The sequence below is a fragment of the Streptococcus sp. SV2 genome, assembly GCF_030440175.1.
GTDB lineage: Bacteria > Bacillota > Bacilli > Lactobacillales > Streptococcaceae > Streptococcus > Streptococcus raffinosi.
The window spans coordinates 184,139-196,966 of sequence record NZ_JAQFJQ010000002.1 but is presented as its reverse complement, the minus strand read 5'-3'; the positions used below and the strand labels follow the sequence as shown (position 1 = coordinate 196,966).

The following is a 12,828-nucleotide window of genomic DNA, read 5'->3' as shown; positions in this document are numbered from 1 at the left end:
GAGCTCTTGCTATGAAGATTGTGATTCAGCGCGTTCAAAAGGCCTCCGTAGCTATTGAGGATCATACAGTTGGTGCTATTAATCAGGGTCTCTTACTCTTGGTCGGAGTGGGTCCAGAGGACACCAGAGAGGATTTGGATTATGCGGTGCGTAAGATTGTCAATATGCGTATTTTTTCAGACGAAGCTGGCAAGATGAATCTCTCTGTTAAGGATGTTAGTGGCCAGATTTTGTCGATTTCTCAGTTTACGCTTTTTGCGGATACGAAAAAAGGGAACCGACCAGCCTTTACAGGAGCTGCAAAGCCAGATATGGCTAGCCAACTCTATGACGATTTCAATCAATCCTTGTCAACCCATGTTCCTGTAGAACGAGGATGCTTTGGTGCAGATATGCAGGTTAGTCTAGTTAATGATGGGCCTGTGACCATCATTTTAGATACCAAAAATAGATAAGCAAACCATTTCCCACCTTGTATGGGAAGTGGTTTTTTGCTACTCTAGATGACCTTCAAGACATTATAAGTTGCTAGACTGAATCTTCAGCATTTATGAATTATCTTTGTCATTTTGGAGAGATAAAAATAAAGAATATTTAATGACATTAAAAAACGTTGCTCTAGAATTTCTAAAAAAATCTGACCATTCATGATGAAAAAGTTACCGTTTAAGAGGATTACCGGAAATTCCCTTGTTTTACAAAAAAGATTAAGTTAACATTAATTTCATAAGAAACACCAAGCGGTTTTTATGAAACTAAAAACAACTCGAGTTTACTGCATGCAAATAAAATAGTGATAATTTGAAACGCCGAGGTGATAAAGATTTTGTAGAAGGATAGAGATAGATGTCAAAGAAAGTATCGTCAACTAAATTATTATCAGGTTTGTTTGTAGCTGGTGGTGTCTTGGGAATTAGTCAAGTAGCCAAGGCAGATAACGTTGTCAGTTCCGAAGCAACCAACCCCGTCATTACCAGCAAGGCAGATAACTTGGTCGTGGTACCAACTGAGGTGGTTGCTCCAGTTGCAACAACAGAAATAAGTCCATCGTCTGCAGCTGTTACGACAGATACGGCAACAACTGCGACTGCTACCACAGTATTTTCCCAAGCGGTACCAACAGAGAGCGCTAGCTCAGAAACTCTTGTAGCTAGTGAAGCGATAGCTCCTGAGTCAGCTGCTGTGGAAACCATCACATCATCATCTGATAATGCTACGGAAGCAGGACGTCATTCAACAGCCCAAGTAACACCAGTTACTGAAGTGACAGAACAAAACTTGAATGGCGATGCTTACTTGACAGATCCAGAAACAACAAAAGCAGCCTATAGTAAGGCTGATGGTGATGTTAACTACTCTGTTGTTGTATCTAACCCAACAGCAGAAACTCAAACTTTGACTGTCAACTTGACCCTTCAACAGGCTTCAGAAATCATCGGTCAAAATAATGTTGATGTGACACTGGCAGCGGGGGCTTCGGTTAAGGTTTCAAATTTGACTGTTGCGTCAGAATGGTTGACAAACAACACAGGTTACTTGGTGACAATTAGTGTCAACGACAAATTGGGTAAAGCCTTGACAAGTAAACGTGTTGGCTTATCTGTTGAAGATGATTGGACAGTCTTCCCACGTTACGGTATTGTAGCAGGTTCACCGACTGATCAAAATAGTATCCTTGTCAAAAATTTTAAGGCCTACCGTAAAGAGCTTGAGCTTATGAAGTCTATGAATATTAACTCATATTTCTTCTACGATGCTTATAGTGAAGCTACCAATCCTTTCCCAAAGGGTGTTGATAGCTTTGTTCAAAAATGGAATACCTGGAGTCACACCCAGGTTGACACTAAGGCCGTTAAAGAATTGGTGAATCAAGTACATAAGTCTGGCGCTGTTGCCATGCTCTATAACATGATTTCAGCAGATTCAAATCCAAAGAATCCAGCCCTTCCGCTCGCTGCTTTGGTTTATAATTTTTATGACAGCTTTGGTAAGAAGGGTGAGCCGATGACTTATACTATCGGTAACAACCCAACTCAAGTTTACTATGATCCAGCTAATCCTGATTGGCAAAAATACATTGCAGGTGTCATGAAATCAGCTATGGACCGTATGGGATTTGATGGTTGGCAAGGTGATACAATTGGTGACAACCGTGTGACAGATTATGAGCACCGTCACAGCACAGACGAAGCTGACTCACACATGATGTCTGATTCATATGCATCATTTATTAATGCCATGAAAGCCCTTATTGGTGAGAACTATTACATCACAATCAATGATGTCAATGGCGGTAATGATGATAAATTAGCCAAGGTACGTCAAGATGTTGTTTATAATGAGCTCTGGACAAACGGTGGTTCAGTGCTTCCAGGACGTATGCAAGTTGCCTATGGGGATTTGAAAGCACGCATTGATATGGTCCGCAATAAAACTGGTAAATCACTTATCGTCGGTGCCTACATGGAAGAACCAGGTATTGATTATACTGTTCCTGGCGGAAAAGCAACTAACGGTGCTGGTAAAGATGCCCTGGCTGGTCAGCCATTGCAGACCGATGCGACCCTTCTGGTAGATGCGACAGTAGCTGCAACTGGTGGTTACCACATGTCCATTGCAGCCCTTGCCAATGCTAATGCAGCTCTAAACGTACTTCAAAGTGCTTATTACCCAACTCAATACCTGAGTGTGGCTAAGGATGCTATTCGTAAGCTTTACAATTACCAACAGTTTATTACTGCTTATGAAAACCTTCTTCGTGGCGAGGGTGTGACTAACAGCATTCAAGCTGTGTCTACCAAGAATGTTGCTGGTGAAATCCTTTCTAAAGATGCGCTAGGTGTGACAGGAAATCAAGTTTGGACATTTGCTAAATCAGGAAAAGGTTTCTCAACTGTTCAAATGATTAACATGATGGGTATCAATGCGGGCTGGCATAATGAAGAGGGGTATGCGGATAATAAAACACCGGATGCACAAGAAAATCTCACAGTTCGTCTTAGCATAGCAGGTAAAACAGCTCAAGAAGCCGCTAAGATTGCCAATCAAGTCTATGTGACATCACCAGATGATTGGGCAACTTCAAGCATGAAGAAGGCACAAGCAAGCCTTGAAACAGATGACAATGGTCAACCAGTCCTTGTCATTTCAGTTCCTAAGTTGACTCTCTGGAACATGCTTTACATCAAGGAAGACACAAGAGCAACACCGATAGCACCAGTTGTCTTAAAACCAGTTACTAACCAAGCTGGTAAGAAAGCAGATAATACCGTAACAGCTGAAGCAAGTTCAGAAACAGCTAAATCCGAAAATACAACAGTAAACAAAGGTTCAGAAGTTTCTACAGATGTGAAACCGATTGTTGAACATGTTCAACCAGATGAAACAATGCAACCAGCACCATCAGTTGATACACTCATAAAATCAGCAGCTATCCCAGTATCTATGGAATCAGAAGCACCATTTGATGAGAAAGATGGAGACCTGGTATCTAACTCTGGTCAAGGAGCGCTAGAATCAGCTTCAGTAAATACACTAGCTTCGGAGGCCCTAAGCTTAGCGACTTCAGAAGCATCATCAGACATTTTAGAAAGTGCAACGGTATCATCAGCAACCTCAGTCAGCACAAGGGCTTCAGCATCTTCAATATCTGAATCAGAGCCTGCAAGCAGTGCCATGGTCTCAGAGTCGGCCATTGCAACGACAACAGTCGTTTCGGAATCACATGTAGTTGCTGAACCAGTCCTTTCATTGACAGAATCAGAGAGTCAAGTGAGCCCTTCAGAAGCGACTTCGGAGACATCAGAAACAGTCAGTACATCAGAGGAAGTCATCCTTGGTGGACTATCAGAAAACATCAATAGTTGGAATAGATTCCCTGATTCTCCACGTGTATCGGAATCCTTGCCAAGTACTTCAGAAACAATCACAGAAGCAGCGTCGCTCTTTAGCAATTATGCAAGATATTCAGAAACAGCAAGCTCAGAAGTTCATTCTATGGTAGCAGCATCTTCAGAAGCTTCTATTGAAAAATTAGCAGTATCTATTTTAAAGGATACTGAGGGTGGTTTATATGATGCAAGGACAATTAGAAATATTGTTGAGATGATTGATAGCATCACGACAAATGTTCGTTACACTCATGGGACCCTTCAAGAAGTTGCTAACACAGCCTCATCAGATAACACCTACAGTGGTAGTCAAAATCTTAATGTTGCCAATAAAACCACAACACAAAAAGGTGACAAAGGAACGACAGAAGGTCTCAAAGAGACAATTGTCAAAACAGCAAAATCTCATAAGTGGGGGGAACATGCTGTGGCTATCCTTACAGCCATTGTTCTAGCAGGTGCAGCCGCACTGGCAGCCCTTCGTAATTTCTTGATGTCAAAAAAAGATAACAAATAATAGGTAAAACTCTTTGTGCCAACAAGGAGTTTTCTTTGGGTAGACTGCTATTTTTCTGAAAATTGTGATACAATAGAAATAGTTTGAATATTGTGTCAAAGGAGAGCCAATGATTACTGCAAATGATATCGTAAAGGCTAACGAAGTCTTAAAAAACGTAGTGGAACGTACACCACTAGATTTTGATCGCTATTTGTCTGAAAAATACGGAGCAACCATCTATATTAAAAAAGAAAACATGCAAAAGGTGCGCTCTTTCAAATTGCGTGGAGCCTACTATGCCATCCATCAGTTAAGCGATGAGGATAAGGCACGTGGTGTGGTTTGTGCTTCAGCCGGCAACCATGCTCAAGGGGTTGCTTATACTTGTAATGAGATGAAGATTCCGGCAACCATCTTTATGCCAGTGACAACGCCTCACCAAAAAATTGGTCAAGTCCGTTTCTTTGGTGGCAAGTTTGTAACAATCAAATTGGTGGGAGATACCTTTGATGCTTCTGCCCAAGCAGCACAGGAATATACCAAGTCTGAAGGCATGACTTTCATTGCTCCATTCGACGATTATAATGTCCAAGCGGGTCAAGGAACAGTTGCTTATGAAATTTATGAGCAGGCTCAAGAGGAGGGTGTTTCCTTTGATAGTATCTTGGTTCCAGTAGGTGGTGGTGGTCTCATCTCTGGTGTTTCTACTTATATCAAAGATGTGGCACCATCTATGGAGGTTATCGGTGTTGAAGCTAGTGGCGCTCGTAGCATGAGAGCAGCTTTTGACCGTGGCTATCCTGTAAAACTCGAAGAAATCGATAAATTTGCGGATGGGATTGCTGTCCAAAAGGTGGGAACCAAAACTTACGAGGTGGCTCGTAAACATGTGGATCGCCTCTTGGGTGTTGATGAAGGGCTGATTTCAGAAACCTTAATTGATATGTACTCTAAAGTTGGTACCATTGCAGAACCTGCAGGTGCAGCTTCTGTAGCGGCCCTTGAAGTGATTAAAGATGAGATTAAGGGAAAAACCATCGTTTGTATCATCTCAGGAGGTAACAATGACATCAACCGTATGCCAGAGATGGAAGAACGTGCCCTTATTTATAATGGCATCAAGCACTATTTTGTGGTTAATTTCCCACAACGTCCAGGTGCCCTTCGTGAATTTGTAAATGATATCTTGGGACCAAATGACGACATCACTCGTTTTGAGTACATCAAACGTGCCAATAAAGGCAAAGGTCCAGTTCTTATTGGCGTGGCTCTTAGTGATAAGAATGATTATGACGGCTTGCTTGAACGTCTTTCGGACTTTGACCCAAGTTACATTAATCTTCACGGTAATGAAACACTTTACAATATGCTTGTCTGAGGACAGGTTTACCTAAGGAGAAAAGAACCGACGAAAGTTGGTTTTTTCTATTTGTAAATAGAAAAAAATCTTGTTTCCAATCAAAAACCCTCAGTATTTCTACTGAGGGCTATTGTCGTTATTCGATAATTAAGAGTCCATCTTTGATGGCGAATGGATTGTCTTTGTTAATATGGTCGTAGAACATGATACCGTTAGTATGGTCAATTTCGTGTTGGACAACGATTGAATTGTAGCCACGGAATTTGATGCGTTTCTTTTCACCTTCTTTGTTGAAGTATTCAACGGTTACACGTGCGTGGCGAACAACATAGCCAGGGACATCACGGTCTACTGAAAGGCATCCTTCTCCCTCACCTAGGGCAGCATCCTGAACAGAATGGGCAACGACTTTAGGGTTGTACATAATCTCTTGAAGGCTGTAGGCCTCTTTTGGTGGATTGCCTTCAGCGTCTTCAGGATTTGGAACGAGAACGGCGATAATACGTTTTGAAATATCTAATTGTGGGGCTGCTAGACCGACACCTCCACGAAGCCCCATTTTTTCAGCAATGATAGGATCCTGTGAATTACGAAGAAATTGCATCATTTTTTCACCCAGGATAATATCTTCATCTGAAAGTGGAAGGGTTACGTCTTCAGCGACAGCACGCAAGGTTGGGTTACCTTCACGAATGATATCATTCATATCAATCATATGGCTGGCGCGGATAATTTTAGTTTGAGCGTCCATTTATTTACCTCTATTTTCTTTGATTTACTTGTTTATAACTATAGCACAAAAGGGGTGAAAATTAAACCATCAAGGGTTCAGCGAAAGCTTTTTCTAATCAATAAAAGCTAGTGTTTCCAAGGTCTGTCGCTGTAAGATACCATAGGTCTTAAAGGCTACCTTTTCAATGATTCCTTGGTCGATAAACTGTTTGATGACTCTTTGGACATGGCGGTAGCTAGTCCCAAAACTGGCTGCTAAAATAGATGGCGACAGTTGGAAGTTACCCTCTTCCTCAATACTCAAGATGTGGGTAGCCAAACGCTCCCTGACAGGGTAGCTAACATTTCTTGAGGCAGTAATACCTTGCTTATGTAGTGCCATTGCTAGGTTACGTCCAATTTGATAGAGAAAAACTGGGTCTTCGAGGAGCGATTCTTTATCATTTAATGGCAGTTGAACTGCCTGAACGTCTTCGAGGGCAATGACTGAGGAACCCGCTAATTGATTAGTCATGAGTTCAACGTCTCCCAGTAGCTGTGGTTGGTGAAGCATTTCTAGGATATGTTCTTTACCATTGGATAGGGAGCGAACAATTTTTACTCTACCTGATAAAATGTAGGTTAGCTCAGTGATAGCTTGCCCTTGTGTGCATATGTAGTCGCCTTTCTGAAAGGTGACCTTTTGTAATTGATTAAGGTAGGCTGCAGGAAAGACCTGGTCAAGCTGAGGTCTTGTAGTGGGATTAGGCATATGTCTCCTTTTTAGGACCTAGGTCCTATTTTTTTAGCTCTTCTTAGATTATAATGAAAAAATAACTATCAGACAAGTAAAGAAAGGATGATCTTATCCCGATATTATGACAAAAATTTTAGAAAAAATAAGCCTGCTTGGGCTATCTTTGCTTTTGATTTCGGCCTTCTCGATTTCAACCGCTCTACCACCTATGTTGGACTACTATAGTCCAACCTATACTGCTTCTCAAGTCGAGCTTTTAGTGTCTGTTCCTTCATTTTCTGTAGTGGCTATGCTCTTACTTAACCCTTTGGTTGACAAATGGTTAAATGACAGACAATTGATTATGACAGGTTTAATCTTACTAAGTAGTGCTGGAATCTTCCCCTTCTTTGTTCAATTGTATCCACTTGTTTTACTGTCACGTCTTATTTTTGGAATGGGTATCGGTTTAATCAATGCCAAGGCTATTTCTATCATTAGTCAGCGTTATCAGGGCAAAGAGAGGGTTCAGATGCTTGGGATTCGAGGTTCCGTGGAATTGATTGGTGGGGCATCGTGTTCCCTTTTGGTTGGACAATTACTGAAAATTCATTGGACACTTGCTTTTCTTATCTATGGTTTTGGTTTTATCATCCTAGCCATGTACCTCCTCTTTGTACCACCAATGGAGCAGACAGAGAAGAAAGAGGCACAAAAAAGTAAACAAGGTCTGGATAAAAAAGATTTGGCTATGATTTTAGGTATGGCCCTCTTAGCAGGCTTTGTGATTTGCATTAATTCATCGATTAGTTTGCGCGTGCCCCTGTTTCAAATTGATGGTAAGACCATTGCAAGTGGTCAATCAGCTCTGGTCCTTAGTTTGGAGCAGGGAATTGGGATTGTAGCTGGACTTAGTTTTGCCTCACTAATCGGTCACATTAAGCACCGTCTCTTGCCAATGGCGCTGTTTTGCCTATCTACTTGCCTACTTGGAATATCCCTAGCTAACAACTTGCTGATATTGATTCTGTTTTCTGTTGGTGTTGGTTTCTTTTACAATATTGTTTTGACCATTATCTTTAACCGTCTTTCTGAACGTGTTACTAGAAATTTGCTGAATAAGGCGACGGCTTATGTTCTCCTAGGATGCAACTTAGGCTCAGCCGTATCTCCTTATGTTTTAAAATTGTTGGCACTGGTCTCTCCAAGTTTTAGTTGGATTTTCCTAGCTTATGCTGTGGTCAGTTTTCTACTTTTCCTAGGATTCCTTCTGAATTCAAAAATGGTCAAAAAAGCCTAGGCCATGAAAGTCTTAAACAGGGAATCTTACGATTGACAAAGATTAGTAGATAAGCTAAAATAGAGAGGTCGTAAAGACAAACCAACTCTTTCTTGGTTTTAGGAGAGCCAATCCTAAGACTCGGATGGAGCAAAAAAAGGAGAAAAAACATGGCAATCTCAAAAGAGAAAAAAAATGAAATCATTGCACAATACGCACGTCACGAAGGTGACACTGGTTCAGTAGAGGTTCAAGTTGCTGTACTTACTTGGGAAATCAACCACCTTAACGACCACATCAAACAACACAAAAAAGACCACGCTACTTACCGTGGTTTGATGAAAAAAATCGGTCACCGTCGTAACTTGTTGGCATACCTTCGCCGCACAGACGTTAACCGTTACCGTGAGTTGATCAGCTCACTCGGACTCCGTCGTTAATAACGATACTAAGGGCGTAGAAAATCCGTATGAAAATAGGGAAACGACGTCGTGTTCAAGGAACACAAGGAGTTTCATCTTTTTCACTAGGATTTTAGCCCGAGTTCAAAACAGCTCTCTAGACTCAGAGGGCTGTTATTTTTGTCTTTTGGTTTATGTTTAATTCAAGATACAAAGGCCGTCAAAAGCACAAAGCAAAAATAGGAAAATTGACGAAGAAACCTCAGTTTCTAGGAAATTTTATCTTTTTTGCCAAGTGCTTAGGCCGTGTTCGATTGAATACAAAAAAGTTAAGTTACTCTGTTATAGGGTAGCTTTTCTTTTTCACTAGGATTTTAGCCCGAGTTCAGGGGAGGGTGTATTCCTCTCAAAATGTCGTTTACAATTAGTAACAATGACTTAAACATAAAACAAAAATGACCTCCAGATTTTAGGTCTGGAGGCATCTTCTATGTTAAGATTTTTTTGATGAGTGTTTGAAATTGAGGAAGTTGATGAATGGCATTTCCAATAAGAATACCTAACATATTTAAGACAATATCTCCTAAATCAAATATTCCCATATGCCCAAAGTATTGAATGGATTCGATAGAAAATAGGGCAATAAGGCAAAGCAGTAGGTTACTTAACCGTGAAGGGAAGAGGAGCCCTAGAGGAATAAACATTAGTAGGTTCATGATGGGAACAAAGTGGCTTCCCCAGTACAGTTCTCGGGCGAAAGAAAGGGGGTTAAGCGAGAGGCCTTGTAGGCCGATATTTTTCAAAAAAAGCAGATAAAAGAGGGCTATAAAGTAAATCAGATAGAGTAAGAATAAAGTCTGCTTTTTAAGTTTTCTAGTCAGGAGGAGTTTCAAGAAGGCGTAGATGACATAACTCAGCAAAACGATGATTACAATGTTAAGTAGAACTTGAAAATAGAAGCCATAATGGGCGATGTAATGAACGTACTGTTCGAGATGGCCTCTGTAAAACCAGTAAGATAAGCCGAATGAAACGATTCCGAGTAAGATGTCACCCAATGATTTTAATCCTTTTGCCATCGTAAGCCTCCTTTTGCATGTGATGAGTACACATTATATCAAAAAATCGTTTAAAGAAAGTTAAGAAACTGTAACGAAAATTTGGTAAAATAAATGGATAAGGCAAATTCAAAGACTAAAAAAGGACTTTGAAACAGCATTTCTACTTTTGACTAACAATTTAATATTTTTTGTAAACAAGCTGTGAAAGCTTATAAAACAATTAAATTTTAAAAATTAGGAGTCAACATCTTGTTTCAATATTATTAAAATGTTATTATATAGTAGTGAATTTTTAACATAAAAAGGAGTTCGTCTTATGAATAAAAAGGTTTTGGCGACAGCCGGAATTGCAGCTCTTGCGGTTTCTGCCACAGTTGCTAAAGCTGATGAGGTAACGACAAACGATCAAGCCTCAACAACAGCATCAGTATCATCGACAGCTACACAAGCTGTCCCAACTCAAGCCCAAGTCGAAACGGCTAGAGAACAAGCTAACACTGCTAATCAAGCAGTATCACAACAAGCATCAGTAGTTGCTAATAACGAAGCGACTGTTAACCAGGCGCAAGCAAACCTAGCGACAGCAGATGCCAACTTGCAACAGGCGCAAACAGCAGCCAATGAGGCAAGTCCAGAAGCTATTGCAGCTGCTCAAGGTCAAGTAACTACAGCTGAAAAAGCAGCCAATGACGCTAAGTCAGCAGTTTCTAGTGCTCAATCAGCAGAAAAATCTGCTAAAGCTGCAGCAGACAAGCAACAAGCTGCGGTAAATGCAGACCAAGCTAAGGTCAATGCTAAAGCAACAGAAGTTGCCAATGCTCAAAAATCAGTTGATGCCGCTAAAGCTGCTCTTAATGGTTCTAGTGCTGCTGATGCAGCCTCTAATCAGGCTAAAGCACAGACTGTATTTGATGCAGCAACGGTAGCTGAGAAAAAAGCACAAGAAGAATTGGCAGCCGCTCAGGCAGCTGATAAAGAAAAGGCAACTGCTATTGCAGCTAAAGAAGGGCAATTGACTGCAGATCAAAATGCAGCTAACCAAGCTAAAGCAGCTTATGAAAATGCTCAAACAGTAGCCAATGAAAAAGCAGCCGCCCTTGCAGCCGCTGAAGCAGCTAAGAAAAAAGCAGAAGCTTCAACAGCTACTACAGCCAATGCTCGCCAAAGATTCACAGTATCGTCAGAGTATGTCAATGCTCTTAAGACATATGAGTCAAAAACAGCTACAGCAGCAGAAAAAGCACAAGCTGAACAGACTTTGAAGAACGTTAACAAACGTGATCGTAGTAACAATAGCTACCAAGATAATGAAGCAGATAAAAATGTGACAATCAGTGATTTGAACAATCTTAGTGAAGCTCAAATTACAGATTTGTCATTGTACGCTTCAAGTTTGGTTAACCAAATCCGTACAGCCTTTGGTACAACTCAAACATCTGTATCAAAAGGTAGTGTTTTGGCAGCAGACCGTGTTACAGATGGTTATGTTGCTGACAACTGGGGTTGGGAATCTATCCGTAATAACCAACATGATGGTGCAGCTCTTGACCGTGCTGGTAAGTCTTTCCATAGTGTAAGTATTGGTGAAAACCTCAACACATGGCAAGGTTTGACAGGTCCGTTCACTCTTAATGACCTTAAGAAATATGTATTTGAAGCTATGCTTGACTTCATGTTTAATGGTAGAGAGTGGAACCACGCTCGTTCTATTGCAGGGCTTTTAGCAGATGGAGGCGAAACTTACCTTGGTACAGATGTCAGTGTCGTTGCAGGTGCCTTTAACGTTCACGTTAACAATGTGAATAAAAACTCTACTGGTCCTGATAGTGACTTTGATACGACTAAGATTCCTAATCCATATGAGACTAACCAATCTCAACCAGCTCCAAGCTCAAACCAAACAGCTGCTAAGCAAGCATATGAAGCTGCTAAACAAGCTAATGATCAAGCACAAAGTGATTTAGCAAGCAAGAAAGCAGCCTCTGAGTCTGCAACTCTTAAACTTAATAATACACAATCAGAACTTTCTGCTCTTAAAGCTTCAGCAAGTAAGTTAGCAGCAGCTCAGACTAACCTTTCTGAAAAACAAGCAGCCCTTGCAACAGCCAAATCAGAATTGGAAAAGGCTAACGCTACTGTTGCCAACCTTAATGCTAACGCACAAGAAAAAGCAGCAGCTCTCAGCAAAGCTCAAGCAGCTCTTGATGAAAAACAAGCTGAGCTTCAAACAGCTAAAGCTAATCTTGCAACAAGCTCTGCGACCTTGCAACGTTTGACAAATGCTTATAACGCTGCTAAACAAGACACTGCTAAGAAACAAGCAGCCTTGACACAAGCAAACCAAGCTTTGACAGCTGCTAAGAACCGTGTAGCAGCCCTTACGAATGCTTCAGGTAATCTAGCTAAGGCTAAGGCAGAACGTGCAACAGCCTTCGATAAATTGACTGCGGCGAAAGGTGATCTTTCAGCTGAGCGTGCGAAACTTGTTGAATTGTCAGCTAAACGTGATAAATTAACAAGCGACTATACGACTCTTCAAACTGTCTTTGATAACTATATGAAAGCTAAGGCGGACAAAGAACGTCAAACAGAATTGGCTAAAGAGTTTGCGGACGTCACATCTAAAGGTCTTACACCAGTACCTGTTTATGATGCAGATGGTAAGGTTGTCGCTTTCACAACACAAGAAAAGGCAGCTCAAACAGTAGATCAAATTCCTGTAAGTTATGTTCAAACCAAAGCTGAGAAACAAGCTCCTGTACAAGAAGCAGATAGCTTGCCAGCAACAGGTGAGTCAGCTGCAGCAGGATTTAGCCTTGTAGGTTTCTTTATGACCATCTTGGCCTTCCTTGGTTTTGTTGACAGACGTACACGTCGTAACTAATCATAGA

Annotated in this window: 9 protein-coding genes; 6 read left to right on the top strand and 3 right to left on the bottom strand. The window is 41.1% G+C overall.

Going from position 1 to position 12,828, the window contains the following annotated elements:
* Nucleotides 1-11 precede the first annotated feature (11 nt).
* From dtd to ilvA, 3 genes are all read left to right on the top strand, one after another.
* Nucleotides 12-455 (top strand): D-aminoacyl-tRNA deacylase, encoded by a 444-nt coding sequence (gene dtd, locus PCY14_RS02150; RefSeq protein ID WP_021144910.1) that lies wholly within the window; start codon nucleotides 12-14, stop codon nucleotides 453-455.
* Nucleotides 456-846: 391 nt separating this feature from the next.
* Nucleotides 847-4,407, top strand: coding sequence for a glycoside hydrolase family 66 protein (locus tag PCY14_RS02145; RefSeq protein WP_301363102.1), 3,561 nt, complete (start codon nucleotides 847-849; stop codon nucleotides 4,405-4,407).
* A gap of 109 nt (nucleotides 4,408-4,516) precedes the next feature.
* On the top strand, nucleotides 4,517-5,767 hold the full coding sequence (gene ilvA / locus PCY14_RS02140) for a threonine ammonia-lyase IlvA (RefSeq protein WP_008535698.1): 1,251 nt from the start codon (nucleotides 4,517-4,519) through the stop codon (nucleotides 5,765-5,767).
* Between the two features lie 118 nt (nucleotides 5,768-5,885).
* Here ilvA and def read toward each other — a convergent pair whose 3' ends face one another.
* Nucleotides 5,886-6,500, bottom strand: coding sequence for a peptide deformylase (gene def, locus PCY14_RS02135; RefSeq protein WP_021144912.1), 615 nt, complete (start codon nucleotides 6,498-6,500; stop codon nucleotides 5,886-5,888).
* A gap of 93 nt (nucleotides 6,501-6,593) precedes the next feature.
* The gene (locus PCY14_RS02130; protein WP_021144913.1) at nucleotides 6,594-7,232 is read right to left on the bottom strand and encodes a Crp/Fnr family transcriptional regulator; all 639 of its coding nucleotides are present in this window, start codon (nucleotides 7,230-7,232) and stop codon (nucleotides 6,594-6,596) included.
* A gap of 106 nt (nucleotides 7,233-7,338) precedes the next feature.
* Between PCY14_RS02130 and PCY14_RS02125 the strand changes: the two genes are divergently transcribed.
* Together PCY14_RS02125 and rpsO are read left to right on the top strand one after the other, a co-directional pair.
* Nucleotides 7,339-8,496 (top strand): MFS transporter, encoded by a 1,158-nt coding sequence (locus tag PCY14_RS02125; protein WP_021151360.1) that lies wholly within the window; start codon nucleotides 7,339-7,341, stop codon nucleotides 8,494-8,496.
* A 149-nt stretch (nucleotides 8,497-8,645) separates the two neighbouring features.
* Nucleotides 8,646-8,915: a 30S ribosomal protein S15 gene (rpsO, locus tag PCY14_RS02120; protein WP_008535715.1), complete on the top strand. Its 270-nt coding sequence runs from the start codon at nucleotides 8,646-8,648 to the stop codon at nucleotides 8,913-8,915.
* Between the two features lie 449 nt (nucleotides 8,916-9,364).
* Here rpsO and PCY14_RS02115 read toward each other — a convergent pair whose 3' ends face one another.
* Complete coding sequence (locus PCY14_RS02115; RefSeq protein WP_021151361.1) at nucleotides 9,365-9,955, bottom strand: VanZ family protein; 591 nt, start codon at nucleotides 9,953-9,955, stop codon at nucleotides 9,365-9,367.
* A 298-nt stretch (nucleotides 9,956-10,253) separates the two neighbouring features.
* Between PCY14_RS02115 and PCY14_RS02110 the strand changes: the two genes are divergently transcribed.
* The gene (locus PCY14_RS02110) at nucleotides 10,254-12,821 is read left to right on the top strand and encodes an SEC10/PgrA surface exclusion domain-containing protein (protein WP_301363100.1); all 2,568 of its coding nucleotides are present in this window, start codon (nucleotides 10,254-10,256) and stop codon (nucleotides 12,819-12,821) included.
* Nucleotides 12,822-12,828: the final 7 nt, after the last annotated feature.